This window comes from Paenibacillus sp. FSL M7-0134, assembly GCF_038007865.1.
GTDB classification, from domain to species: Bacteria; Bacillota; Bacilli; order Paenibacillales; family Paenibacillaceae; genus Paenibacillus; species Paenibacillus polymyxa_B.
Genome location: NZ_JBBOXV010000001.1, coordinates 2177231 through 2203632 on the forward strand (window position 1 = coordinate 2177231; position 26402 = coordinate 2203632).

Consider the following 26402-nt stretch of genomic DNA (forward strand, 5'->3'; position numbering starts at 1 on the left):
TTATTTAAGTACATAACAAATTATTTCCTGGGTCATCCATTAGTTACAACGATCAGGAATTACATTTCATTTGGAATCCTGTATACATTACTGTCGATTATGGGTGAGATAACGTCTCCATTGGAAAGACTTAAATCGTTTGTTTCTCTCTGAACAAGCAGTTTTGAAAGTTCTGAAGTTGACTGTAATATTATCTATTTTATGTGATGAAAAATGTTAAATGGGGATGAAATTATGAAAATCAGTAAAATTAGGGTGAAGAATTATAGATTGTTAAAAAATTTCGAACTTTATTTAGAGCCAGGATTATCAGTAGTTATTGGAAAAAATAATTGCGGAAAAACATCCTTACTTTCAATTTTAGATAAATTTATTGGAAGGAGGGCAACTTCAAATGCTTTTTCTTATGATGATTTTAATATAGACTTTCAAAAAGAAATTAAAAAATTGGTTGAGTCTAATGAAAGAATTGAAAATTTAAATATAGGAATATCGCTGACTATATTTATTGAGTATGATGAGACAGATAATTTAACGAATATTAGTAGGCTAATGATGGACTTAGATCCTAATAATAATAATATCGTTCTCAAGTTCGAATATGCTATATCAAATGAAGATCTATTAAGAATAAGATCTGAGTATAAAAAATATAAGGAAGCCCAAAAAAAATCGAAAAAAATAACTAGAACCGAAAAGACTATTAACGATTTTTTAAAAGATAATCATAGAAAATATTTTAAAATATATAAGAAATCAATAGGGTATAACTACATTGCATTAACTGAAAATGAAGAGGAATTTTTAGACATAGGAAAAGAAAATATCTTAATTGATAAAATAATTAATTTTAAATTGATTAGTGCAAGAAGGAATGTTACTAATAATGATTCAGACAAAACATTATCTGTCCTATCATCAAAATACTACGAAAAAAAAGAAGATAGGGAGATTGTATCAGAAAAGGTACATGATTTTAAAGAGACACTAAGTGATACTGACATTCATCTAAATGAAATATATAGTGGATTATTTGCAGATGTAATTGAAAAAGTTAAAAAATTCGGAGGAATAAATAAGGGAGATTCAGTAATAAAGATTGCCTCTACATTGCAACATAAAGAGCTTTTAAAAGGTAACACAACTGTTATGTATGATCATAATGCTGAACATTCCCTACCTGAAAATTATAATGGTCTAGGTTATTTAAACTTAATAACTATGATATTTGAAATTGAAATCTTACTAAGTGAGTTTAGAATGGAGTCAAGTGATAGTGAAGCTCCAGCAGATATTAATTTACTCTTCATTGAAGAGCCAGAGGCACATACTCATCCTCAAATGCAGTATATATTTATAAAAAATATAAAGGACATCTTAGAGCAAGCCAGCAAAGGTGAAGGCGGCAACTCTTTTAATTTACAAACAATCATTACTACTCATTCATCTCACATAACTTCTGAAAGTAATTTTGATGATATAAAATACTTTTATAAATCATATAACAATCAAGTTTTTTCTAAAAATTTAAAGGATCTTCAAAAGGAGTATGAAAAAGACGAGGAAATTCATTACTTTAAATTTTTAAAACAATACCTCACACTTAATCGTTCTGAGTTATTTTTTGTAGATAAAGCAGTATTTATCGAAGGGGACACTGAAAGAATACTGTTACCAGCATTTATGAAGAAAATAGATCAGGAATATAAAGATAATCCTTTGCTTTCCCAGAATATATCGATTGTGGAGGTGGGGGCTTACTCACATGTTTTTGAAAAATTTATTGATTTCATTGGTGTTAAATCTTTGATTATTACGGATATAGATTCAGCTAAAAAAGTCTACATTAAAGATGATAAAGGAAGAAATAAAGAAAAAATCGAAAAGTGTAGAGTTTTAGATAAAGAAGCAATTATTACAACAAATTCTTCTTTAAAGTATTTTTATGCTGCTTCATATGATTATTATTCTAAACATTCTGAATTGGAAGTGGCTGCAGCTAAGGAGATAGTTACACAGGATACAGGTAAGACAAATGAATTGGTATTTTTTAGAAACTTAACTCTACAAGAAAAACAACTTCATAAAAATGTTGATTTAAAGCAGTGGGTACAAAGTAATGATGGAAATATTTTAGTTATCTATCAAACACTTGATAAAGATTCAACAGGACATCAATACTACGCAAGAAGCTTTGAGGATTCCTTTTTTCATATCAATAGAAAATTTATAATTGACAATAAAGAAAATTTTAAAAGTTTGAAAAATGTGAAACATTTTGAAGATAATAAGGACCCCTACTTTTTGGCAGAGAATTGTATAGAAAAAAAACCGGATTTTGCGATGGAAGTTCTACTCAATAGCACAGAAGAGAATGGACTTAAGTTTTCAAATTGGGAAATTCCAATTTACATTAAGGAAGGATTACTATGGCTGAAGAACAATTAGGAATTGAAGTTAAACAAATATTTGAGTGTGTTAAAAATAAAGAAAATTTTCTTTTAAGCGGTGGGGCTGGTTCTGGTAAAACCTATTCCCTAGTTCAAGTTATAAGGGAAGCTATTAATGATAATCCATTAGCCAAAGTTTCCTGTGTAACATACACAAATGCAGCAGTGAAAGAAATTGTTGAAAGAGTAAGTCACCCCAATTTATGGGTTTCTACAATCCACGATTTTTTATGGGATAATATCAAAAACTATCAAAAAGACTTAAAAAGAGGGCTAATTGATCTTATTAATGATGAAGAATCAAGTATAAAAAGTCCTGACGGCACAGTTGATATGACATATTTTGATAATTTAAATATTCAATATAAAGATTACAGTCGTATAAAAGAAGGGATTATTTCTCATGATGAAATACTTTCATTAGCAAATGCTATGTTTAAGAAGCATTTGTTACTCTGCGATATCTTAAAAGATAAATATCAGTTTATCTTTATTGATGAGTATCAGGATACTAGTCCTTTAGTTGTTGAAATATTTTTAGAACATCTAAAGAAAAGTAAAAAAGAAAACATAATTGGTTTTTTTGGTGATGCAATGCAATCTATATATGAGGATGGTATTGGGAATCTAAAGAAATATATTGAATCTGGAATAGTAAAAGAAATTCAAAAAAAGCAAAATCGACGAAACCCCAGATTAGTTATAGAATTGGCAAATAAATTAAGGGTTGATGGTTTAGCTCAGGAACCCTCCTTGGATCCTAAAGCACCAAATATGGTCAATGGAATAATAAAGGAAGGAAACATAAAATTTTTATATTCTTCGAATGGAAATTTGGATGAATTAAAAAACACAAAATATTTTCAAGGATGGGACTTTAATAATCCGAAGCAAACAAAGGAATTATATCTCACACACAATCTAATAGCGGCTAAAGCGGGTTTTCCTAATTTGATGGAAATCTATGACAAGGACCCCATCATAAGCTTTAAAAATGAAATTAGAAATAAAATTAAGAAAAATAATTTATTGATTGATGAGAGCCTTACATTTGATTTAATAGTTGATTTAGTTGCACCTAAAAATAGACAACATCAGTTAAAAAAAGATATTATTACACAAGATCCGGCATTATATACATTATATAATCGTTTGAAAGATAAGCCTTATTCTGAAGTTAAGAACATTTATTTGGATAAAGAATCTCTGATTGATGATAAAAAGCAAGATGAAGATGATGAAAACAAGAAAGGTACAAAGAGAGACGCTTTAATAAAACATCTTTTTAAAATTCAGTCGATTATTCATCTCTACAAAGAGCAAAACTACAATGAATTTATTCGTAAGACTGAGTATCCTATGACATCAATTAAGAAAAAGAAAGAAGTAAGTGAAATAATTACTGAGATTGATAATTTTTCGAATAAAAAAATTGAAGAAGTTATTGAATACGCAGATAAAAAGAATATATGTAAAGTAGATGATAAATACCTTAGATTTATTCAAGAAAACGAATATGTATTTAGTAGGGTGAAGGATACAGCATATCAAGAATTCAAAAATTTGTTTTATTACTTGGAGGGATTTACGCCTTTTTCTACACAGCACAAAATCAAAGGAGCCGAATTTGATAATGTACTTGTGATTTTAGACAATGGCAAGTGGAGCAGTTACAATTTCGATTACTTATTTAGTGATAGATTTGATAAAGAATCGGTATATTCTAGGACAAAAAAAATATTCTATGTTTGTTGTACAAGGGCTAAGGAAAACTTAGTTGTTTTTTTTCATAATCCTAGTGAAATAGTCATAAATCAAGCAAAAGGCTGGTTTGGAGAAGGAAATGTACAAATGATATGAATTTTTAAGAGGCTATTGATAGACAAATTCTTAATATCTTAACTCTACCCCTTATGTAACGAATCTCTTACTTGTTTTTGAAGATAATGTAGTAGCACTACTTTTCTGAACCTGCGATGCTTGAATGAAGAAACATAAAACATAGGTGAAAAAGTCAGTCTCTCCATCAGTAGTGGTAAAATCAGAAGACCTTTTCCTCTATGCGCTGTGTGAAAGAAATCAAGATATACCATTCATATTTGTGCTAAACCCTAATTAAGATTAAAACTTAAGTTTCAAAGCAAGCAATTGATGCGGGTCTTTTCTTCACGTCTTTTTGAAATATATATAATTACTAGTTAGGAGACGTGATAAGTTAATGTAGAGAAATCATGTTTAAAGGAATAGGTTAAGAGAACAATCAGAAAGTAACTCTTCTGGGGACAACTTTCGGATTTTTTAATCTTAGCTGAGATAATTGTGTTATACGTTACGTATCCACGTACCACATCCGTCATCATCCTTTGCTACACTTTGATTAAAAAGGAGATGATAACTTTGGATACCCAACCCAAGATACTAAAGAACGTGGAACATACAAACTCATCTAAAAATACGACTGAGCAATACGAGAGCTTGGTACAGCAGGAAGACGAACACATAGAGAGGCTTAAAACATGCACAAAGCTCATTTGGGATGCGCTAACTATTATTTCTCAAAAGGCAAGCGTGCTGCATATGGAAACCGTCAAAGAAGCGGCTGATCATCTTCATATCATGGAACTAGATTTGCGCAGAGAACTGTTTAAAGTTCGATTGAAAAAAAGTATTTTAGCGAACAAAATGAAGCAAACCCAAGCTTAGCAGCGGAGGGGACGGAATCGTTCTGAAGAAGCGGAGCGTTCGCCTTTGAACCCGGATTTGTACCGTTACAAATATAATCAAAAAATCTGGGGGCAACAGCGATCGGAAGAATGATCCGTCTACGTAGCGTCCTTAGTTGCACTTACTTGCTCAATCCAACCAGTAATCAAGCAACTCAAGCTAACCCGACATGACCTTTCACGGTCTAATCGGGTTTTCTCATTTCAATCCCTCCATCCCCACGCATAAATCTACCCCATCCCCAATACAGCCGCTCTCACGTAGTTACACCCACTCCCAACATCATGTATAGTAAAGTTATGGGAAATAAACATGAACCCGCTTATTATCTTGAACGAATAACCGTACAATAAGAAACATGGCAAAAACGAGGAGGAACGTGATGATACATCCAACACAGATTCAGGATATGCTGCAAGCCGCGCTGGAGACGGGCGGAGATTTTGCAGAGGTGTTCGTCGAGGACCGCACCAATGGACAACTGGGCATGACCGGGGGAATCGTGGATACGGCGCTGTCAGGCCGGGATTTTGGGATTGGTATTCGGATTATGAAGGAGCATTTCTCGGTGTACGCCTACACCAGCGATATGAGCGAACAGAGCCTGATCCGACTGGCCAAATCGGCCGCCAAGGCCATTCGCGGAGGTGGAGTGCCAGGTACACACACCATTACACTCCATCCCCATGCTATCCCTAACCAACATCCGATTGCGATCATTCCTGACGCTTCACAGAAACGAGCCAAGATCGACATGATGAGACGGGCGCATGAGGCGGCAAGCCAATACGATCCTTCCATCACGCAAACCTCCATTGGGATTAGTAACTCAATCCAAAACGTGCTGATCGCCAATAGCAACGGGCTACTGGTGGAGGATACCCGCACGTATACACGCATGAGAATAAGCGCGATTGCGACTGATGGGGAGCATAGACAATCCGGGTTCCGTGGGCCGGGAGCGTATGCAGGGACTGAATTCTTGGAGAATCTGAATATCGAAGAAAATGCCAGACACGCCGCTCGTATTGCGACCACGATGGTCAAAGCTGGATATGCACCTAGCGGCAGACTGCCGGTCGTGATTGAGAACGGCTTCGGCGGTGTTCTTTTTCACGAGGCGTGTGGGCACGGGCTGGAATCTACGGCGGTGGCGCATGGAACTTCCGTGTTTGCGAATAAGATCGGGCAGCAGGTGGCTTCACCGCTCGTCACGGCTATAGATGATGGAACGATTCCGAACGCGTGGGGCTCGCTCAATATCGATGATGAAGGAGCGCCGACACAGCGTAACGTACTGATCGAGAACGGTATTTTAAAAGGATATCTGATCGACCGCATGGGCTCGCGCCAGATGGGTGTACCTGCGACAGGGTCAGGACGAAGACAGTCCTATAAATTCGCGTCTGCATCTCGTATGAACAATACGTTTATTGCAAATGGCGAGTCCACCCGTGAAGAGATCATTGCGAATACGGAGTACGGAATCTATGCCAAATCGCTGGGCGGCGGTTCGGTGAATACTTCGACGAGCGACTTCAATTTTGCAGTCGAAGAGGCGTACATGATTCGCAACGGTAAAATTGCCGAGCCGGTCAAAGGCGCAACGCTAATCGGCAAAGGCATTGAAACCTTGCAAAATATTGATATGGTCGGCAACAATCTGGATCATGGTCAGGGGATGTGCGGCTCGGTCAGCGGAAGTCTTCCGGTCAACTGCGGACAGCCGACGATTCGTGTGTCCGAAATGACCGTCGGCGGACGGAAGGGGGAATAGGCGATGAATATTCAGCAATTTCAGGAAGCGTTGTTCACAAAAGGTCGGGAAATTGGCTATGCGGATATGGAAATCTACTATGTCAATGGACGTTCTACTTCGGTAAAGGTACTGAAGGGAGAAATTGATCAATATACCATCGTCGAAAACGATGGGCTTTCCTTCCGGGGTGTCATTAACGGGAAGATGGGTTATGCCTCTACGGAGAAGGTGGAACCGGACGTGATCGACTTTTTATTGGAAGAGGCACGCAGCAACGCGGACATATTGGAGAGTGAGGAACAGGATGAGTTATTCGCAGGCTCTGAGAGCTACCCTGAGCAGCCTGCCTATGCCGCAGCGTTGGCTGACACGGCTCCTGAGATTCTGATCGAAGCGGCGCTAGAAATGGAGCGCACAGCGCTTGCCGCAGATCCACGGATTGTGATGGCTCGGCATTGCTCGGTCAGCATTCGTGAAAATGAGGTTCTAATAGTAAATACAAAAGGACTGCACTGCCATCGTCGCAAAAGTCTGGCGAGCGCTTATGTGTATGTGATTGCAGCAGACCATGACGAGACGGTAACTGGGGGCTGGCATGATTATTCGCTGCGGAGTGTGGAGGAAATTGATATTGCGGATGTGGCGCATAAAGCCGTAAAAGAGGCTGTTTCCAAGCTGGGTGCGCACACGATCCAATCGGATAACTATCCGGTCATTTTCCGTCATGATGCAGCAGCGCAATTGCTAGCTGCGTATACGTCGGTATTTTCAGCGGAGTCGGTGGATAAAGGCTTTTCGCGATTGGCTGGGAAACTGGGGCAAAAGGTGGCAAGTGAGCATATTACGCTGATTGATGATCCGCTGATGGAGAACGTTCCCGCAGGCAGTACGTTTGATGCCGAAGGCAGCGCAACGCATCGTAATGAGATCATCAAGGACGGCGAACTACGGACGTATTTCCATAATCGCAAGACGGCTCGCAAGGCTGGGGTGGAAAGTACCTCTAATGCTTCCAAGGGCAGTTATAACGGTAAAATCGGTGTGTCGTATCATAATCTGTATGTGGAACCAGGGACGTCTACGTTGGAGGACATGATTCGCGAGACGGATCGCGGGCTGATGATCGTAGAGCTGCAGGGGCTGCATGCGGGTACGAATACGGCGTCCGGTAATTTTTCGCTGGCTTGTCTGGGATACTGGATTGAGCAGGGGCAAGTGGTCAGAGCAGTCAATCAGATCACCGTATCGGGCAACTTCTTTGATGTGTTGCAGCAGGTAGAGGAAGTTGGCAACGATTTGCGTTTTACGGGAAGCTGCACATCCCCTTCGCTTAAGCTGGCTGCACTCTCGATTTCAGGTTCCTAATGACTGGAGTAGCCTTCTTTTTTCAGACTCACGGCCTGTTTCTGACGTTCCGATTGCCTAGCGATTACAGATGCCTGATGCATCAGGGTATGGTAAAGTAGGAGAAAGTCTTTGAAATATGAAAAAAAGGCTTGGTTACAGCACCGCGACAGGGTATTATAGACAATAATATATTCGAAAAAAGGTTCGAATTGAATTTTTATTGGGGGATGTATATGAGATATATAAGCACTAGAGGTCGAGTAGAAGCCAAGGGATTTATTGATACCGTGCTCATGGGGTTAGCTGACGATGGAGGTCTGATGATACCGGAGCAGATTCCGACTGTGTCGGCAGCTACGCTGGAGCAATGGGCAACATTGAGCTACAGAGAGCTGCTGCTGGAAGTTTTTGCGCTGTATATCAATGATGAGATTCCTCGTGAAGATTTGGAGCAGCTGGTGGAGCGCAGTTACGCAAGCTTCCGTCATCCAGAAGTTACGCCAGTGAAGAAGATCAACGATTCCCTGTCTATTTTGGAACTGTTCCACGGGCCTACGTTCGCGTTCAAGGATGTGGCCCTGCAATTTATGGGTGAGTTTTATTCCTACGTGTCCAAAAAGCAGAATGAGATCATTCACATTTTGGGTGCAACCTCGGGCGATACTGGGGCGGCAGCGATTCAGGGCGTGCGTGGCAAGGAAGGCATTAAAATCTGTATTTTGCACCCACACCAAAAGGTGAGCAAGGTACAAGAGCTGCAAATGACGACGGTTGACGATGAAAATGTATTGAATCTATCCGTAAAAGGGAACTTTGACGATTGTCAAAAAGTCATTAAGGACCTGTTTGCCGATCTGGATTTCAAAGCTAAACATCATTTGCGGGCGATTAACTCGATTAACTTTGTGCGTATTTTGGCGCAAACCGTATATTACTTCTATGCTTATTTCCGGGCGCAGGAGTCTGCGGGTACGAAAAAAATCAATATCAGTGTGCCATCTGGCAACTTCGGCAATATTTTTTCCGGCTTTCTTGCGAAGAAAATGGGCCTGCCGATCCATAAGCTGATTATTGCAACCAATGAAAATAATATTTTGGAGCGCTTCGTGAAGACAGGTGAATACAAGCCAGGTGACTTCAAAAGCACATACAGTCCTTCGATGGACATTCAGGTGGCGAGCAATTTCGAAAGATACCTGTATTACTTCCTTGGAGAAGATGCAGCCAAGGTATCTGAATACATGAATAACCTCAAAACCGAGGAACGGATTGTGATCAGTGCAGAGGATTTAAAACGGGTGCAGCAGGATTTTGAAGCGCTCGGTGCTTCGAATGAGCAGTGTCTGGAGCTAATCAAGAAATACAAGGCCGAATACGATTATTTGCTCGACCCGCATACGGCTTGCGGTATTGCCGCGTATGAGGCGTATAATGGCGCGGACGAAGTATGTGTAACCTTTGCGACAGCGCATCCGGCCAAATTTGATGAAGCCATTCGTCTGGTGGACATCAAGCAGGAGTTCCCAGCGCAAATTGAACAATTGTTCTCCAAATCGCAGCATCAGCAGGTGGTAGAGCATGACGAGGCAGAAATTGTGCGTCAGCTTGAAGCCTTTTATGTGTAAAAGAATGGGAAAAGAGGCTACGCCCTGCGCGCAGCCTCTTTTTCTTATTTCCATATTCCAGACATAATGTATGTTTTAGTTTCAATTTGTTCACATTATAATGCCATGTAGGGTAAGGTGTTAGGGCCTCAGAAATCGTGAAAAAAGCCCATGAATCAAGGGATTTAGCTTTAGGAAACTAACAGACAATGAGAGGTTCATAGAGTTATTTAATGAAGGATACAAAAATTTTTTATAGGCGAATTAGATGTATTATTATAAAAAATCATGTATAGTTAACTAAATTTTATGAATACATAAAGTTCCACTCTCGAAGGTGCAGAATAACGTCGTTCCGTCATTTAACAGAGGGGCTAATTATAAAAGGGGTGTATTAAATAATGACCATGATCCGTCCAGAGCAGAGTCAACAAGCAGCAGCCGAATATGTGCAGTCCGTTTTTGAGAAGGTTATCGCGCGCAATCCTCATGAGAATGAATTCCATCAGGCCGTCAAGGAAATATTGGATTCGCTAATTCCGGTATTGGCTAAGCACCCTAAGTATATGCAGCAGGGGCTTCTGGAACGGCTAGTGGAGCCGGAGCGAGTCATTACCTTCCGTGTACCTTGGGTGGATGATGCGGGAGTTGTACAGGTCAACCGTGGCTTCCGTGTGCAGTTTAACAGTGCGATAGGGCCTTATAAAGGTGGACTTCGCTTTCATCCGTCTGTATATCTGGGAATCGTCAAGTTTTTGGGTTTTGAGCAGATTTTCAAAAATGCATTGACGGGTCTTCCCATCGGTGGTGGTAAAGGCGGCTCGGATTTTGATCCCAAAGGGAAATCAGATAACGAAGTGATGCGTTTTACACAAAGCTTCATGACTGAGTTGTATAAATATATTGGTCCAGATGCCGACGTTCCGGCTGGGGATATTGGAGTAGGTGGCCGCGAGATCGGTTACATGTTCGGACAATACAAGCGGATTCGCGGAGGACATGAAGGTGGCGTCCTGACGGGTAAAGGGATTCATTACGGAGGCAGTCTCACACGTACGGAAGCGACCGGCTACGGTTGTGTATATTTTGTAAACGAGATGTTGCAGGCGCAGGGATCGTCCTTTGAAGGAAAACGCGTCGTCGTGTCAGGCTCGGGGAACGTATCCATTTATGCGATTGAAAAAGCACAGCAGCTTGGCGCTACAGTCGTGGCATGTAGTGACTCGAATGGCTACATCTATGATCCAGACGGTATCGATCTGAAGCTGGTGAAGCAGCTGAAAGAAGTGAACCGTCTGCGGATTAGCGAGTATACTCAAGAGCGTCCAGGCGCAATCTATACAGAAGGCTGTTCGGGGATCTGGTCGATCCCATGCGACATCGCACTGCCATGCGCCACACAGAATGAAATTGACGAGCAAGCAGCCCAGCTGCTGGTAAGCAATGGCGTAAAAGCTATAGGCGAAGGTGCCAATATGCCATCCTCGCTCCAGGCCATTGAAGTGTTCTTGGGCAATGGAGTTCTGTTTGGACCAGCCAAGGCAGCCAATGCAGGCGGAGTAGCCGTTTCGGCGCTCGAAATGTCACAAAACAGTATGCGCCTGTCATGGACCTTTGAGGAAGTGGATGCCAAGCTGCATGATATTATGAAAAATATCTATGCTAACAGCGTGAAGGCGGCTGAGGAATACGGCGTGCCGGGCAATCTGGTTGTCGGAGCCAATATCGCAGGATTTGTGCGTGTGGCCGACGCAATGCTGTCACACGGGATTATTTAGCACAACGGAACATAATAAATTTAAATTGAAGCTGAGCGGCTCTTGTGCGAGTCGCTCAGCTTTTATTTGCAAAGAGCACTTTATTTTTCTCAGGGACTTGATTTATTTTTAAAGAGGATGTATATTACTTGATAGATCAATAATTGATGGATCAAAGGTCGGATCACGAAGCCCAGCGATATGCTTAAGGGAGGAGAGATTGATATCACCCAGACACCATCCGAGCCTGAGTATATTTTTGACATGCTGTTGTTGCTGAACAAGCAGATTAGCTCCAAGTTTGAGCGTTGCGCAGGAGTCAGCGCATCCAGATTGCAGCTATTGTGCAAGTTGTATCAAGTGGAGGAGATTAGTCAAACTCTCCTGCAAAAAGAGGTTGGCATTGACGCTGCAGCCGTAACGCGCCATTTGAAGCAGCTTGAAGCGATAGCGATGGTCACACGACGAACCAAGCCGGAGGACAACAGAGTTACGCTGGTTAGCCTGACCGATTATGGGCGTGAACGTATTGTTACTTTTAAACAGGAACGCTCACAGTTTGTGACCCGGTTGCTCCAAAGTTTCGACGAGACTCAGCGGCACCAGCTAGCCGATATGCTGCAAGTTATGAATGGTCATATGTCCGATATGGACTGACCCCAATTACATTATACCCATAGGGGAAACAAGGAGGAATTTACATGCCAGTAATTACTATTGAAGCAGGCAAATTAAATAAAGAACAAAAAAGATCGTTGGTCACTGAACTTACCACATCAGCTTCAACCATAATGAATGTACCCGAGTCGGCTTTTATTGTTTTGATTAAGGAAAGTGAAAAAGAAAACATTGGTTTGGGAGGAAAATTATTATCTGATCGCTAATGTCAGAAGATGAAGTGGGTTCATTCATTTTTAAGGTAAGGAGCCATTTCTGTAATGAATTAATTTGAGATTTGAATAAAAAAAGCGCCTCCTGTATGCACGGGTACAGAACTGGCAGGATCGCTTTTTTCCAGAGTACACGCAGGTAATTAAAGACTGGGAAGGGAAAGCTTCGCGCATTACCTTGCAGGAGTTTCCAACGCCAGGTGAGATCGTAGAATTAGGTGCAGAAGCCATCGTCCAGCGCTGGAAGAAAGACGTGAAACGAGCCCGGCAACTGGTGGAAACGGCGAGAAGTTCCATCGGTCTGACCGAAGGACTTCCAGCAGCAAAAATAGAGATTAAAACACTTCTGGAACAGTACGACATGTTCGCCAGACAGCTCGAAGAGATTCTAGCCGAGGTGGAACGTCTACTCTCTTAAATCCCAGGAACGAAAGAGATGCTCACTGTGCCAGGCGTGGCTGTGGTCACCTTGGCGGGGTTCCTGGCGGAAGTGGGGGATCTAAGGGGTTACGAGCATGGACAGCAGATTATACGGCTGGCCGGACTGAATCTCAAAGAGAACAGCTCGGGGAAGAAAAAAGGAAAATCCAGTATAACCAAACGAGGACGCGCAAGGCTAAGAGCGCTACTGTTTCGGGCCGTGATGCTCATGGTGGCGAAGAATGCGGAGTTTAAGGTACTGCACCAATACTTTACCAAACGAAGCCAGAATCCACTGAAGAAAAAGCAATCGATTGTAGCGTTGTGCGGGAAGCTGATTCGCGTTCTTCACACGCTCGGCACCAAGCAAGTTCGGTATTGATGCAAACGACGTTTTAGGGCCAGTACGTGAGGCCCAGTTACAGAAGACAGCTTAAGAAAAACCGGATTCATGTTTCTCATCGGACAGGAATAAGCAGAGACAAAGGAAGCACGGAGCAGCCGCAGGAATCATTTCCATAAGGGCAAAGACCCCGCGTGATATGGGAGGGTAAGCCATCAAGAGTCAGGAGTGGATATCCAAGGTGCGATTATAGAAGTCGATCCATAGATTGGGAAAAATGTCTCAACCTCTATCCTGCCACCGGCTCTTCCGGAAAATAATGACATCCTTACATGACTTCTCCAGTGTTCGATATGTCAATGGCTGAAAACCGAAGAACGAGTGAGAAAACATGAGAAAATATTAATTTATAGTGGGAGAGATTGGAATGAATAATACGAACACATCCAGTACTGTAAAAACGAATGATTTTAAAGAAATCGCCCTGGGACGCCGTTCTGTAAAAGTATACGATCCGTCCGTGAAGATCAGCCGTGAGGAAATGACTGAGATTTTGACAGAAGCTACACGCGCACCATCTTCCATTAACCTGCAACCTTGGCGTTTCCTCGTCATTGACAGCCCTGAAGGTAAAGCCACACTGGCGCCATTGGCCCGTTTCAACCAACGTCAAGTAGAAACTTCTTCGGCAGTGATCGCTGTATTTGGGGATTTGAATAACTTTGATAATTTTGAACAAATTTTCGGAGAAGCTGTAGAACTGGGCTATATGCCAAAAGACATTAAAGAAATGCAACAGGAAAAAGTGGCAGCTCATTTTGCAGCGCTTGATCCAGTTGTGAACAAAGAAACAGTCCTGATTGACGGTGGTTTGGTATCCATGCAGCTTATGCTGGTAGCGCGCGCTCATGGTTATGATACTAACGCTATTGGCGGTTTTGAAAAGGATCAAATTGCTGAAGCCTTTGGTCTGGAAAAAGATCGTTATGTCCCTGTTATGCTCATTTCCATGGGTAAAGGTATCAACGATGGTCATCCGTCCACACGATTGCCTATTGATCAAATTGCACAGTGGAAATAAGGAAAACGAACTAATATCTATGCGCAAAATAAAAAACAGGCGGACAAAGGAAATCCTTTGCTTCGCCTGTTTTTTTATTTGCTTAGATGCAACGTAGATCGCGGGTGCTTATCACGTTGTCAGTCTTTCAGTTATCATTTCACGGTATTCGCTCCCGACGTTTCTGCCGAGTCAGCGGTGTCATTTTGAGGATGATGATAGTGCTTGGGCCATATAATTTGGTGTGAAGTATGGCTAAGCTCCTCATAAAATAACGGGTCTTTCTTAAATAGGCGTATGACCAGATGGAAAAAGAACCATCCGTTGATCACCAACAACAAAAGGCTGATCAGAACACTTACCCATGGAGAGACTTGAGACCACAGCACGGGTCCACCCAGTACGTAATTAAGTCCAAAATACAACCAATACAAGAGACTGTAACGCTTGATGAGCCCCCACAGGGAAATCCGTTGTCCCGTCCCTGTAAGATGAATACGCACCAGCCATTTCCCAGGCGTTCGTCCATTCGTCAGGTAAGGGACCACCATAAAGTAGACCCCACTGGAAACCCAGAAAGCAGCAGGCACATGCAGAGACTCCATGATGCCGAGTAGCCCGATCCATATGATAGAATCCACGAAAAAGGCTACGCCCCGTCGGGTATAGGACACTCGCTTCGTTGCCATGTCCACATGCTTGTCCAGATGTTCCAAGCGGGGCAGGAAGCGTGAAAACCATTCGCCTAATAGAAAGCCTAGCATACCGCCCAAGGTATTAGCCAATAGATCGTCCACATCGAACACGCGATACGCATGGTCAAAAAATCCATACAGTCCTGTCAGCTGCGTCACCTCAAAGAAGAGGGAGAGGATAAAGGACAGAATCAGACACCATCCCCATCGTGCACGGAAATAATAACGTAAGAACATACCGAAAGGCACGGTCATCACAACGTTAAAAACGACTTGCAGAAAAGCGCGCTCCTTCAGCAAATGAACATAGCTGGAGGGATGGGCGGGTGAGATGGATGTTTCTCTTATAATGTCATGAACGAACTGCAAGGGCATCAACTGCAACGCTCCCCCGGCTAATGCAGCATTATGACGCGATGCCGGAAGCGGGAGTATGACCAGAAAGAAGGCGTTCATTAAGTATAAAAGCATCAAGTAAAGCAGCCATGCTCTAGCCTTGTGAATATAGCCATGCCTGCGATATTGCACGATTAGGAAAGGCAGTGTGAACAATAAGGCAGCAAAAGGAAACGCAAGAAAGGCATATGAAACTGGAAACAGGTAAGATTGAATCATGTGCTGCTTACGCCTGCTTTCTCCGGAATTTCACCAAAGACCAAATGACCAGAAATGCCATGAAAGCCACACATACGCTAATGCTAATGCGATTTTGCGGGTCAAGCAAGAATAGGAACGCAATGACCCATAGGCATCCCACTGTAACCGCCGTTACATAAGGGAATCCCCATATCTTGAAAGTAGGCTCCACTGGATAAGATTTGCGCAATTTCAATTGGGACAGACAAATGCAGCTCCAGACGAGCAACACGACGAAGCCAGGTACAGCCATCAAAATACGGAACAGCCCGTCCTGAGCGACATAAGCAACCATGGAACCGACAATCAGGACTACAGCGCACAATTTGAGACTATTTACCGGAACCCCGTTTGAAGATAAGCGGGCGAGTGATTTGGGACCTTCTCCATTGATAGCCAGCGAATGTAGCATACGTGTAGCCCCGTAAATCCCCGAATTGGCGGCAGACAGTACAGCAGTGATCAGAATAAAGTTCATAACATGAGCCGAGCCTTGAAGCCCTACAGAAGACAGTACCTGTACAAACGGGCTGGTATTCGCATCCAGTTGGTTCCAGGGAATCAAGCCACAAATGATGAGAATGGGCAACGTATAGAACAAAACAACGCGAAGAATAAAGCTTTTAACCACTCTAGGCAGTACCTTTTCCGGATTTTCTGTCTCCGTCAACGTCAGTCCAATCAGCTCGGACCCGCCGTATGAAAAGGTAACGACCAGCAGCGCTGAAAAGATAGCCAACCAGCCATTGGGTAGAAATCCGCCGTGCTGCGCGTAGTTGCTTAGATAAGGTGGAGTTTCAGTGGGAATAATCCCGAACAGTATACAGCCACCCAAGGCGATGAAGATAATAATCATGGCAATCTTAATACCCGCAAGCCAAAATTCTAGCTCCCCAAAACCGCCGACACTCAGCATGTTGACGACAATAATGAAAGCCGCACTCACTAAACTGAGTACCCATAGAGGAACATCTGGCAACCAATATTGCAGGAAGCTTCCCGCAGCAATGACCTCAATGATACAGACGGCCAGCCACATGAAGCAATACAACCAGCCGATAATAAAGGACAGTCGTTCTCCAAAAGCTTTGCGAATAAAATCCTTCATATTCATGTTGGGATAGACGGTAGCCATCTCGGCAATTGCGCCCATAACGACCAAGAGCAAGAGTCCTGCGAAGACATAGGATAAAATAACTCCAGGTCCCGCCAAGCTAATCGTTTCGGTACTTCCTTTAAAAATTCCCGTTCCGATGACTCCACCCATAGCCATAAAGGTAATATGCCGTGGGAGCAGCTTTTTGTGCAAAGTTGCTTCATTTGATTTCAATATGAAATCCTCCTTCATATAGTGTATAGCTTCAGCATAGCCCAAACAGGGTTACTTCAATTAGACTTATACTACATGAAAATATCCAATTAGGAAATGAAAGAAATAGGATCTGGTAGGGAGATTGTAATCGCTAGAGGACAAACTGAAGAAAACAGAGGCAGAATGCTGGCGCTGATGATTGCTCTATCTGCGGTCATTCTGCCTCTATTGCTCTGCTCGGTGGATATTTAAGTGATCATGTAGGAGTATCGCATTGCGGTGAAGAATTAGCTCCGCAATATTCCTTTAGCCCGCACTTGCTTGAGCCAACCAGGAAACTCATTCAGCAGACGGTCGTACAATTCTGCGTCTGTCACGGAGTCAATGTCATCCAAGGCAAAGAAATCTGCATTATCCACTACGCGGCCGCGCATCTTATCCAACTTTCGAAGGATTCCGTAATCGGCTTTACCAAGACCTACAAATTGCCAGAAAATCGGAGTGCTTGAGCTTTTAATCAGCAGCTGTTCTATTTTTTTCTGTTCATAAATACCTCCATCACTGAAAAAGATAATGTAGGTCGGGATTATATCGTTGGGATCTTCCTTTGTGTATTTAAGTATGATATCCTTCATGACTTCCGGCTCGTTATTGCCCCACCCCAGCTCACTATCTTCACTAGGCTCAGCATAATTCCTATGAATGTAATTCTCGAAATTCCTCTCTGTGACGCTTGGAGCACGCTTGGCTTTGTCTGCAAAAAACCATACATCCATTTCACCATTGTCATCCATACAGGCGGCTACAGCCAACACACGTTCGCAGGCTTTTTGCACCGTCCCACCCGTGTACAATTTGAACATAGAAACAGAAGCATCGAATACAACCGCTACTCGTGCTTTTTCACGGTCTATCTGCTTCTTTTGGAGTGAAATTTGTACCTTCTGTTTAAGCAGATTAATTCTTCCATTCACAGGAGAAGGCTCCTTCACGCCGGCTTTATCCGCTGACGGTGCTGCTGGTGATTCCGTTTCCTCTACGGTGACACCATGAGCCTCGGCGAGCGGCTTTAGTCCTCCATTGAAACCACGCCCAACTGCGCGAAGCTTGAAGCCAGACGTATGACGATACACCTCTGCCAGCACAAGTGATGTCTCACTGGTGGCTTCGGTGATACTGTAGGTGATATGGGATTGCTTGCCTTGAGCAGTAAGTGAGCAGCCGACCACATCGGCAAAAGTACCCGGGCCGTCCAGTGTGGCCGCAAACACACATTTTTCCACTCCGGTTCGTTCCAGTTCCTGGAGCGCTACAGTAAACTCAGTGGTTCTGTCATTTGGACGCTGTAACCGTACATGGCCGTGCGGGTCAGCGGGTTGATTGTAAAAAATGAAATAGTCATCTGAGGAAACCTTTCCGTCTGCTCCTACCATAAAACAGCTAACATCCAGTTCGGCAGGTGCATGCTTCCATGTAATGGTGACCCGCACCGTATCTTCCTTACCGAATGGTGCATTAGCTCCTGTACTCAATGCAATGTTGGGACCGCTCATGCTGTCAAACCCCCTATGTATTTTAAATCTTGTATTTATACAAATTGTACCATGGAAATGGTATATTCACCTTGTTTCGTGCAGGAATATTTGTCTCATGGTAGACGCAGTAAAAGATGATATATAATAAGGTTGGTTTGGAAAAAAAGTATGATATTTATGAAGCGGAGGCTTTGATACGTGAAGCAGGATCGGCAAAAGCAGGCAGGTTCCCATACCGGGATGAGCAAGGGACATGAAGCTGATGAGTTAAACAAACTGCTGTCCCTATGGCTTCATTCGTCGATCCGTGTCATGGATGTCCGGCATATTCGACTGGAGCCAGAAGAGTTGCTTCAACCGTATCGTCTTCCTGCGCAGGCTTTTGTATTTGTATTGCAGGGTAGCGTGCGTTTGGATGGTGATTGGAAGGATACGCCACATTCAGGGTACGTACTGCATGGCAGCAAAGGCTTTGAACTGAATATGAAACCCTCGCAATACGGGATAGAATATATCCTTGTACTATATAAAGCGACTTCTCTATCCGGACACACGATGTATAATCATCCTTCGATAGCTCATGGTTTTGTACCGCCTTATCCGGTTATACTGTACCAAAAGCTGCAACTACTGGAGTACGCATGGCAGGATCATGAGGCGCTATCCAAGATTCAGGCTCAGGGTCGGTTCTATGATTTTGCATATGAATGTATGCGGCAATTGCAAGAACCGAAGGCTCGAACTTCTGCGCGGGATATCGTGACACAGGCGATTCGATTTATGCAGGATCATTACGCGGAGTCCATAACGCTCGAACGTTTGGCCGGATTGTTGGAATGCAGTCCGAGACATCTGACTCGGTTATTTAAAAAACAAACGGATTGTAGCCCGATTATGTACTTAATTCAACTGCGAATGGACAAGGCTAAGGAGCTTTTGCGGAAGACGGATGCGACTTTACAGGATATCGCTGTCAGTGTGGGGTACCCGGATGTTTATTTCTTTAGCCGGGCATTCAAAAAATATACGGGGGTATCCCCGGTTCATTACCGGGACAGCCTATATTCATCTGCTTTTGTGAGAGATACCAGTCTGGATAATCCATTAAGCATGTCCGAATGTTCCATTGATTCGGCAAGTGGCGCCCTGCATACTGTTATTGAGGATAATAATCATTATCAAAATCATGATGAAGGGATTTTACGAATGAATAGAAACGCAAAGCATTCCATGGCATTTATTTTATTGCTTAGTTTTACCCTGCTGCTCAGCGCGTGCTCAGGCACATCCAGTCCTGCGGCAACCGATGGCGCTTCCCAAGGGAACAATAATACATCAGCGGAACCAACATCACAGGAAAGGGTGCTGAAGGATGCACTTGGGCATGAGGTGAAGGTTCCGGCTCAGCCTCAGCGTGTGATCGCTTCTTATCTGGAGGATCATCTAGTGGCCCTAGGTGTTAAACCCGTAGCCCAATGGTCGGTAGGCAAAAATTCAGTTCAAGGTTACCTGCAAAAAGAACTGAAGGACGTTCCTACCATTGCTTCAGATCTTCCGTTTGAGGCGGTTCTGAACTTCAAGCCTGATTTGATCATTATGGACAGTGCGAGCATGGTGGAAGGCGACAAATATAATCAATACTCTAAAATTGCTCCAACCTACGTGGTAGGCACTAATATGAACAATGATTGGCGTGAAGAGCTGCTGACCGTGGGTGAGGTGCTGAATAAGAGCAATGAAGCGAAGCAGGCATTGAGCAACTACGACAAAAAAGCAGCAGAGGCTAAGGCCAAGCTGAGCCAGACGGTGGGACAAAAAACTGCGGCGGCATTATGGGTAACGGATAAAAACGTGTATGTCGTAAACCAGAATCTATCCAGCGGTGATGTATTGTATAAGGATTTGGGATTCAAGATTCCACAAGTCGTACAGGAGATTTCCAAAACGGCTAAGGCGAACTGGAGTAATTTATCGCTGGAGAAGCTGGCCGAGCTGGATGCGGATTATATCTTTATCGTGAATAGCAAAAATGTAAGTAAAGAAGATATTGTAAAAGATCCTGTATGGGCGGGAATCCCAGCCGTTAAAGAAGGCCACGTATACGATTTTGGTAAGGATTCCAGCTGGTTATATACAGGTACAATTGCAAACAGTCAAATGATTGACGATGTTCTGAAAAATGTAACTAAGTAATCCAAATGGTAAACAAAAAACGCTACTCATCTTGACGACAGCATGTCGCAGGAAGGAGAGCGTTTTTTTATAAAAAGATGTCTGCATAAAGCAGACATCTGGTTTATTTTCGATATTAGGCTTGCGGAGATACCAGGATTTTAACCTGATTTTTCTCTTTCAGGAGACCTTCAAAACCTTGCTCAATCACTTCTTCGAGCTTAATACGTTTGGTAACCAGCTTGTCGGCAGGGAAATAACCTTTTTCCATCAGGCTGATAACAGCTGGGAATACATCACGGTAGCCGATAATACCAGTCAGATTGCGTTCCTTCATAACGATATTGTTAGGCTTGATCGGAGCTTCTTTTTCAAAAATGCTGACGATCATAATTTGTCCGCTAATTTTAGTGGATTCAATAGCTTGAGTCAGTACAGGAGGTACTCCAGTGACTTCATAGGCTACATCTACACCGCCGTTAGTCCGTTTGTGCAGTTCTTCCACCACATCATAAGTCTTAGGATCAAGCACAATAGCACCCAGCTCTTCAGCTTTAGCTTTGCGTTCCTCGGAAAGCTCTACTGCATAAATCTCAGATGCACCCGAAGCTTTCAATGCTTCAATAACCAGCAATCCGATAGGACCAGCGCCAAATACTACGGCTTTGTCGCCGACTTTCAGTTGGCTTTGACGAACAGCATACAAAGCAACGGCCGAAGGCTCTACCAATGCGCCTTGCTCGAAAGATACGCTTTCTGGAATTTTGTGAACCATGTGCTCGTCAGCTGCGACATATTCAGAAAATCCACCGCCGCCGCCTGCCAGACCGAGGAAGCCCATTTTATCGCAAAGATTATATTTTCCTTGTTTACATGCATCACATTCTCCACATGCAAAAACCGGTTCTACAACTACACGGTCGCCAACCTGAATCTTGGTTACACCTTCACCGATTTCGACGACTTGTCCAGAGAATTCATGTCCCATTACGATCGGCGCTTTTTCGCCAGTCAATGGATGCTGAGCATCTTGGGGAATGAAGATCGGTCCTGCTACATATTCGTGAAGATCACTTCCGCAAATGCCACACCATTCTACTTTGATTTTTACTTTTCCTGCCAGAGCAGCGGGCTGCTCAATGTTTTCCAATCGTAAGTCTTTTACTCCATGCCATCTCAATGCTTGCATGTCTGTCATCTCCTTGACGAATATATGATCATTGCCTCTATAAAAGTGAATGAATTAGGAAACGTTTCCGAAAGATAATATGTCACAATTTTTACACATTGTCAAACCAATTTAATACAAAAAGCACTTGATTTTTTTGTGAATATAATCACTTGTGACTACAGTGCTATATTTGGCTCGTTACTTTTATACAAAGGAATTTTGTGAATTTTTCAGGTGAAGCAAAGACAAGAAGAAAACGACTTCAATTTTTAGACACTCATTCTGTGGTATAATATCAACATTAAGACTTTATTTTAGAAAGTCAGAAAACGATTCCGTTCTTGAAAGGATTTTGGGCGTGACAGATCAAAAGAAAGTAACCATAGAGGATGTAGCCAAGCGGGCAGGAGTCGGTATAGCGACTGTCTCCAGAGCTATTAATGATAGTGAGGGCATCAGCCCGAGAACGAAAGCCTTAATTTTGCAAGTGATTGAAGAGATGGGGTTTACGCCCAACACCTCGGCTCAGAGCTTGAAAGTTCGTCAGACACGACAAATCGCACTGGCCGTGCCAGACATTCGTAACGCGATTATTCCAGAGATCGCTTGGTCCGTAGAGCAGGCCGCCAAGCAGCATGGTTACCGAGTCGTGCAAATCAACACCGCCGGGAATGCCAGAATGGAGCTTGAAACAGTTCGTGAGGTCAAGAAGCTACATGTCGACGGGCTCATCATTATGCCGCTGGCGTATCCCAAAATGTTGGTAGATCTGATTAACAAAGCCAGCGTTCCCGTGTCCATTATTAACTATGGCAAGAAGCTGGGCGAAGATGTCAAAGCGGATATCGTCAGTCTGGCTCGGCAAGAGGGAAGACTCGTGATGGAGCATTTACTTAAAATCGGCAGAACAAGAATTGCCTATGCAGGCGCTGCGAAGGACAAAATCGAAGAGAGATACTTCGCTTATGAGCAGTCTCTCCAGCATGTGGACCCTTCACTCGTTTATTTTGGCGATGATTTCTCCTTTGAGACAGGGCTGCGTGCAGCCGATTATTTTTACAGCCTGAAACATATGCCGGATGCTATTTATGCGGTTAATGATATGGTGGCGATAGGGATCGTCAATCGATTTAAGGATTTGGGTGTAAAGGTGCCAGATGAGGTTGCTGTAGTCGGTATTGATAACAATTTGTGGGCTATGGTAACGACCCCTCAGATCAGCTCAGTTTCCATCATGGGGGAAGAGGTGGCACGGTTGGCTGCGGAGCTGCTGCTCAAGCGGATTCAGGAACAGACACCTGGGGATTATGAGCGTGTGCAATTCGAGCCTCGTCTGATCGTGAGGGAATCGAGCGTCTCTGTGATCCGTAAGCCCACGGTAGGGCGTGATGAGTAGTAGGGTATGAGCGGATTTTAGGCAATTATAACGACCATTGTTTGTTCAGACAGGAGAGTGGATTCATGTTAAAAGGTAATGGGTTCGTTTCTGTAGCTTGTGCTGCACTATTGCTGGCTGTAACCATAGGGTGTACTCCTCATCCAGTGGGACAGGATGCTGAAACTGCGGCGCCGTCCGGTGCAAACAATGGGGAGTCCAAGCAAACTGCAGTCAATACGCAGCATACCCAGCAAAGTAAAGAGGAGCTAGTGCTGTCCTTTTATAAGGATTCATCCCTCAGTGATGAAGCAAAAGTCCGTCATATGACGGACCATTTAGCAGGAATTCAATGGGGAAAGATGAACAAAATCAATGAACATCAAAGCCTGGAAATTATCGAATATCTGTATAGGCAGCGTGCTTTTATTCCATCGGAAAGCTTTGCAAATGTGATCCAGGCTTCTGACGGATTGGATGGAGCTTTAAGCGAAAGCTATGCTGGTCTTATGGGAGATTTGTTTACAAGAGACAGAACTGCGATGACCCGAGCATTGGCAAATATGGACAAAACCAACCGCATACAAGGTATAGGAAGCATCGGGTATGCTCTCAGCTATAGAGAACCCAAGGAAGTCAAGAAAGAGATTCAACAATGGCAGGCAGGACAAAAGCTTACTTCGGCAGAGAAGGATGTCATTCGAGCCTTGTTCGTCAAGCTGGATAATCCGTATTGATGCTCAAATAGTGATGACCACATGCATAGAGGAATATATTGAACAGCCGCGTCTCTACCGGTGGAGCGGCTGTTTTGTGCTGTTTTTTTACATTCTGCCATGTACGATTAGGGATAAGCGTTAGTAGGACCAGTAGTTTCAGATGTTCATCTAACAACGGTTCAAATGGTCGGGTGATCCTGATCCGAGCGCAAGCGTTTGATATCACTAATTGGAGGCAGGCCGAACAAGCGGGCGTATTCGCGGCTGAATTGTGAGGGACTCTCGTAACCTACCTGAAAACCGACATCTGCCGCATCCGCTGATTCGGATAACAACCGGCGGCGGGACTCTTGTAGACGTAATTGTTTTTGATATTGCATTGGGCTCATAGCCGTAACCTCTTTAAAATGACGATGTAGTGACGAAGGACTCATATTCGCTAGTTTGGACAATTCCTCAATACGTAACGGCTTATCATAATCCTGCTTAATCCGCTTTATGACTTCTGCGATTCGGTTGGAATGGCTGCCGGTCATGACCAGTTGTTTTAAGGATTCCCCCTGATTCCCCTGTAAAATCCTATACAGTATCTCACGAATGACTAATGGAGCTAGCACCGGAACATCCTGTGGGCTTTGCAAAAGATGCACTAGCCTTACCACGGCATCCAGCAGTAGAGAGTTGGTTTGGCTTACATATAAGCCTCGTCTGGAATCAGGCATTGGGCTTGTGGGAAAAGCAGATTCCTTGATCAGGTCCAAAACCTGATGCGGATCAAAATTGAGCCGGAGGCACAAATAAGGAGCTTCTGCTGACGCTTGGATAACCTGCCCCGAGATCGGCAAATCCACCGACACAACAAGGTAGTCGGATGTGCCGTAATGGTAACTTTCCTCTGCGAGCATCACGACTTTTCTGCCTTGTGCCACAATACATAAGGCAGGTTCATGGACTTGATGTATCGGAACGGTTGTATTTGAACTTCGGACGAAGTGAAGCGAAGGTATGGCTGTAGTGAGAACTCCGTCCTGATTTGAAAATCGTTCTATGAGCCTTGCCAACTCGGCTTGTTTTTCCATGGTAGAACCCTCTATTTTGGTTGCCCCCATCATGACACATCCCTTCTTTGCAACGTAGCCCGTTTTCATTTTCAGTAGTTTATTACATATTAAGGGTCTTTGGAGAATTAGGCAATAATTTGCTCTGATTCTTCTACCGGGCTGATGGACATTCCTCTCATAATAAGATGCAGATACAACACCTAATGAGCAATTGAGAAAAAAATAGAAGTGCAAAGGAGTGGGAGTCATGGAGAGTAACAAAGCGGAAAAAAGTGTACACGCTTCGCAGCATCCCTATATAGGGATGTGGGTAACTGAAGACGGAAATATCCGTCACGAACTCTTGCCTAATGGCCGTTATGATGAAGCACGGGGTCAGAGACAAAGTGCCTATACAGGCAGCTATATCTTAGAAGATGACTATATCGAATATGTAGACGACACCGGATTTACGGCAGATGGTGTATTCAAAAATGGTGTTTTGTATCATGCAGGGATGGTTTTTTACAGGGAAGTAAAAAAGTAATCTGTTTCAGTGATATTTTTAACTAGAGGAGGAATAAGAATGTTGGATATTAAAGGGAAAGTCGTAGCTATTACGGGGGCAAGTAGTGGGATCGGTGAAGCTACTGCCCGTTTACTTGCTCACCATGGGGCTCATGTAATATTAGGGGCCAGACGCACAGAGCGACTGGAGGCTCTGACATCCGAGATTCGTTCTAAAGGTGGATCGGCTGATTATCAGCAACTGGATGTGACAAAGAGAGACCAGATGGAAGCGTTCATTAAGTACGCGGAAAAAGCATTTGGACGCGTGGATGTAATTTTGAACAATGCGGGAGTGATGCCTCTTTCAAAATTAGAAGCCCTGAAGGTAGAGGAATGGGATCGCATGATTGATGTAAATATACGGGGCGTTCTGCATGGGATTGCGGCAGGGCTTCCGATTATGAAAAAGCAAGGATTTGGTCAGTTTATCAATATCGCCTCTATTGGCGCGTATAGTGTAACCCCGACTGCAGCGGTGTATTGCGCAACGAAGTATGCGGTTCGGGCGATTTCTGAAGGATTGCGTTTGGAGGTGGGGGGAGATATTCGTGTGACGCTGGTATCGCCGGGAGTAACCGAATCTGAGCTTGCTGACAGTATTTCAGATGAAGAGGCCCGGCAAGGAATGAAAGAGTACCGTCGTATTTCGATCACGCCTGATGCCATTGCCCGTTCCATTCTGTATGCCATGGAGCAGCCAGCAGATGTAGATGTTAATGAAATTATTGTCAGACCCACGGCAAGCCCGAATTAACGCCATGGCATCCATGATTCTCCCTCTCTACTCAGATCATTTTTCCCTCCATCCTTTATGGATGGGGGG

At 43.4% G+C, this 26402-nt stretch carries 20 protein-coding genes and 1 pseudogene; 16 read left to right on the plus strand and 5 right to left on the minus strand.

Translation table 11 applies throughout. The features are described 5' to 3' along the window. Positions 1–234 precede the first annotated feature (234 nt). The 11 genes and pseudogenes from NSQ58_RS09715 (at position 235) to NSQ58_RS09765 (ending at position 14375) form a co-directional block, all read left to right on the plus strand. The gene (locus tag NSQ58_RS09715; protein ID WP_341057262.1) at positions 235–2448 is read left to right on the plus strand and encodes an ATP-dependent nuclease; all 2214 of its coding nucleotides are present in this window, start codon (positions 235–237) and stop codon (positions 2446–2448) included. After that, positions 2430–4310 (plus strand): UvrD-helicase domain-containing protein, encoded by a 1881-nt coding sequence (locus NSQ58_RS09720; protein WP_341057264.1) that lies wholly within the window; start codon positions 2430–2432, stop codon positions 4308–4310. Before NSQ58_RS09715 ends, NSQ58_RS09720 begins: the two co-directional genes overlap by 19 nt. 537 nt (positions 4311–4847) lie before the next feature. Further along, complete coding sequence (locus tag NSQ58_RS09725) at positions 4848–5153, plus strand: hypothetical protein (protein ID WP_445671667.1); 306 nt, start codon at positions 4848–4850, stop codon at positions 5151–5153. Between the two features lie 403 nt (positions 5154–5556). Continuing rightward, positions 5557–6951, plus strand: coding sequence for a TldD/PmbA family protein (locus NSQ58_RS09730; RefSeq protein WP_341057266.1), 1395 nt, complete (start codon positions 5557–5559; stop codon positions 6949–6951). Positions 6952–6954: 3 nt separating this feature from the next. After that, a complete protein-coding gene (locus NSQ58_RS09735; protein WP_254347596.1) occupies positions 6955–8298 on the plus strand; it encodes a TldD/PmbA family protein in 1344 nt (447 codons plus the stop codon). A gap of 215 nt (positions 8299–8513) precedes the next feature. Continuing rightward, positions 8514–9905 (plus strand): threonine synthase, encoded by a 1392-nt coding sequence (gene thrC / locus NSQ58_RS09740; RefSeq protein ID WP_254347595.1) that lies wholly within the window; start codon positions 8514–8516, stop codon positions 9903–9905. 380 nt (positions 9906–10285) lie between these two features. Then, on the plus strand, positions 10286–11662 hold the full coding sequence (gdhA, locus tag NSQ58_RS09745) for an NADP-specific glutamate dehydrogenase (RefSeq protein ID WP_028542240.1): 1377 nt from the start codon (positions 10286–10288) through the stop codon (positions 11660–11662). Positions 11663–11905: 243 nt separating this feature from the next. Next, positions 11906–12298, plus strand: a complete 393-nt coding sequence (locus NSQ58_RS09750; RefSeq protein ID WP_028542241.1) for a MarR family winged helix-turn-helix transcriptional regulator — start codon at positions 11906–11908, stop codon at positions 12296–12298. Between the two features lie 44 nt (positions 12299–12342). Then, positions 12343–12525, plus strand: a complete 183-nt coding sequence (gene dmpI / locus NSQ58_RS09755; RefSeq protein ID WP_023989746.1) for a 4-oxalocrotonate tautomerase DmpI — start codon at positions 12343–12345, stop codon at positions 12523–12525. 100 nt (positions 12526–12625) lie between these two features. After that, positions 12626–13388: pseudogene (locus NSQ58_RS09760) on the plus strand (transposase); the annotation flags it as partial. A 333-nt stretch (positions 13389–13721) separates the two neighbouring features. Next, positions 13722–14375: a nitroreductase family protein gene (locus tag NSQ58_RS09765; RefSeq protein WP_023989745.1), complete on the plus strand. Its 654-nt coding sequence runs from the start codon at positions 13722–13724 to the stop codon at positions 14373–14375. Positions 14376–14509: 134 nt separating this feature from the next. Here the strand turns inward: NSQ58_RS09765 and NSQ58_RS09770 are convergent, their stop codons facing one another. The 3 genes from NSQ58_RS09770 to NSQ58_RS09780 all read right to left on the minus strand — a co-directional run bounded on the left by NSQ58_RS09770 (position 14510) and on the right by NSQ58_RS09780 (position 18550). Beyond that, positions 14510–15664 (minus strand): VanZ family protein, encoded by a 1155-nt coding sequence (locus tag NSQ58_RS09770; RefSeq protein WP_341057268.1) that lies wholly within the window; start codon positions 15662–15664, stop codon positions 14510–14512. 7 nt (positions 15665–15671) lie between these two features. Then, a complete protein-coding gene (locus tag NSQ58_RS09775; protein ID WP_028542243.1) occupies positions 15672–17015 on the minus strand; it encodes an amino acid permease in 1344 nt (447 codons plus the stop codon). A 269-nt stretch (positions 17016–17284) separates the two neighbouring features. After that, complete coding sequence (locus NSQ58_RS09780; protein WP_069081164.1) at positions 17285–18550, minus strand: VWA domain-containing protein; 1266 nt, start codon at positions 18548–18550, stop codon at positions 17285–17287. 180 nt (positions 18551–18730) lie between these two features. Between NSQ58_RS09780 and NSQ58_RS09785 the strand changes: the two genes are divergently transcribed. Continuing rightward, positions 18731–20725, plus strand: coding sequence for an AraC family transcriptional regulator (locus NSQ58_RS09785; RefSeq protein WP_341057269.1), 1995 nt, complete (start codon positions 18731–18733; stop codon positions 20723–20725). A 115-nt stretch (positions 20726–20840) separates the two neighbouring features. On the opposite strand, the gene NSQ58_RS09790 is transcribed toward NSQ58_RS09785, so the two are convergent. Then, positions 20841–21893 carry a 2,3-butanediol dehydrogenase gene (locus tag NSQ58_RS09790; RefSeq protein WP_023989740.1) on the minus strand — a complete coding sequence of 351 codons (1053 nt, stop codon included), beginning with the start codon at positions 21891–21893 and terminating at the stop codon, positions 20841–20843. Between the two features lie 340 nt (positions 21894–22233). Between NSQ58_RS09790 and NSQ58_RS09795 the strand changes: the two genes are divergently transcribed. Both NSQ58_RS09795 and NSQ58_RS09800 read left to right on the plus strand, forming a co-directional pair. Further along, positions 22234–23271: a LacI family DNA-binding transcriptional regulator gene (locus NSQ58_RS09795; protein WP_023989739.1), complete on the plus strand. Its 1038-nt coding sequence runs from the start codon at positions 22234–22236 to the stop codon at positions 23269–23271. Between the two features lie 65 nt (positions 23272–23336). Further along, on the plus strand, positions 23337–23987 hold the full coding sequence (locus tag NSQ58_RS09800) for a hypothetical protein (protein ID WP_341057270.1): 651 nt from the start codon (positions 23337–23339) through the stop codon (positions 23985–23987). A gap of 161 nt (positions 23988–24148) precedes the next feature. On the opposite strand, the gene NSQ58_RS09805 is transcribed toward NSQ58_RS09800, so the two are convergent. Further along, entirely contained in the window at positions 24149–25078 is a 930-nt protein-coding gene (locus NSQ58_RS09805) for an AraC family transcriptional regulator (protein ID WP_341057768.1), read from the minus strand. A 199-nt stretch (positions 25079–25277) separates the two neighbouring features. Between NSQ58_RS09805 and NSQ58_RS09810 the strand changes: the two genes are divergently transcribed. Together NSQ58_RS09810 and NSQ58_RS09815 are read left to right on the plus strand one after the other, a co-directional pair. Continuing rightward, on the plus strand, positions 25278–25556 hold the full coding sequence (locus tag NSQ58_RS09810) for an Atu4866 domain-containing protein (RefSeq protein ID WP_013311369.1): 279 nt from the start codon (positions 25278–25280) through the stop codon (positions 25554–25556). A 39-nt stretch (positions 25557–25595) separates the two neighbouring features. Continuing rightward, positions 25596–26333 carry an SDR family oxidoreductase gene (locus tag NSQ58_RS09815; protein ID WP_071642266.1) on the plus strand — a complete coding sequence of 246 codons (738 nt, stop codon included), beginning with the start codon at positions 25596–25598 and terminating at the stop codon, positions 26331–26333. The last annotated feature ends 69 nt before the right edge of the window (positions 26334–26402 follow it).

What these genes read in the sequence shown, in the direction of transcription:
- NSQ58_RS09730 (WP_341057266.1), top strand. Translation starts at nt 5,557, where the DNA reads ATGATACATCCAACACAGATTCAGGATATGCTGCAAGCCGCGCTGGAG.
- NSQ58_RS09750 (WP_028542241.1), top strand. Translation starts at nt 11,906, where the DNA reads ATGCTGTTGTTGCTGAACAAGCAGATTAGCTCCAAGTTTGAGCGTTGC.
- NSQ58_RS09805 (WP_341057768.1), bottom strand. Translation starts at nt 25,078, where the DNA reads ATGGGGGCAACCAAAATAGAGGGTTCTACCATGGAAAAACAAGCCGAG.
- NSQ58_RS09765 (WP_023989745.1), top strand. Translation starts at nt 13,722, where the DNA reads ATGAATAATACGAACACATCCAGTACTGTAAAAACGAATGATTTTAAA.
- thrC (WP_254347595.1), top strand. Translation starts at nt 8,514, where the DNA reads ATGAGATATATAAGCACTAGAGGTCGAGTAGAAGCCAAGGGATTTATT.
- NSQ58_RS09770 (WP_341057268.1), bottom strand. Translation starts at nt 15,664, where the DNA reads ATGATTCAATCTTACCTGTTTCCAGTTTCATATGCCTTTCTTGCGTTT.
- NSQ58_RS09815 (WP_071642266.1), top strand. Translation starts at nt 25,596, where the DNA reads ATGTTGGATATTAAAGGGAAAGTCGTAGCTATTACGGGGGCAAGTAGT.
- NSQ58_RS09715 (WP_341057262.1), top strand. Translation starts at nt 235, where the DNA reads ATGAAAATCAGTAAAATTAGGGTGAAGAATTATAGATTGTTAAAAAAT.
- NSQ58_RS09735 (WP_254347596.1), top strand. Translation starts at nt 6,955, where the DNA reads ATGAATATTCAGCAATTTCAGGAAGCGTTGTTCACAAAAGGTCGGGAA.
- gdhA (WP_028542240.1), top strand. Translation starts at nt 10,286, where the DNA reads ATGACCATGATCCGTCCAGAGCAGAGTCAACAAGCAGCAGCCGAATAT.
- NSQ58_RS09800 (WP_341057270.1), top strand. Translation starts at nt 23,337, where the DNA reads ATGTTAAAAGGTAATGGGTTCGTTTCTGTAGCTTGTGCTGCACTATTG.
- NSQ58_RS09790 (WP_023989740.1), bottom strand. Translation starts at nt 21,893, where the DNA reads ATGCAAGCATTGAGATGGCATGGAGTAAAAGACTTACGATTGGAAAAC.
- NSQ58_RS09720 (WP_341057264.1), top strand. Translation starts at nt 2,430, where the DNA reads ATGGCTGAAGAACAATTAGGAATTGAAGTTAAACAAATATTTGAGTGT.
- NSQ58_RS09780 (WP_069081164.1), bottom strand. Translation starts at nt 18,550, where the DNA reads ATGAGCGGTCCCAACATTGCATTGAGTACAGGAGCTAATGCACCATTC.
- NSQ58_RS09810 (WP_013311369.1), top strand. Translation starts at nt 25,278, where the DNA reads ATGGAGAGTAACAAAGCGGAAAAAAGTGTACACGCTTCGCAGCATCCC.
- dmpI (WP_023989746.1), top strand. Translation starts at nt 12,343, where the DNA reads ATGCCAGTAATTACTATTGAAGCAGGCAAATTAAATAAAGAACAAAAA.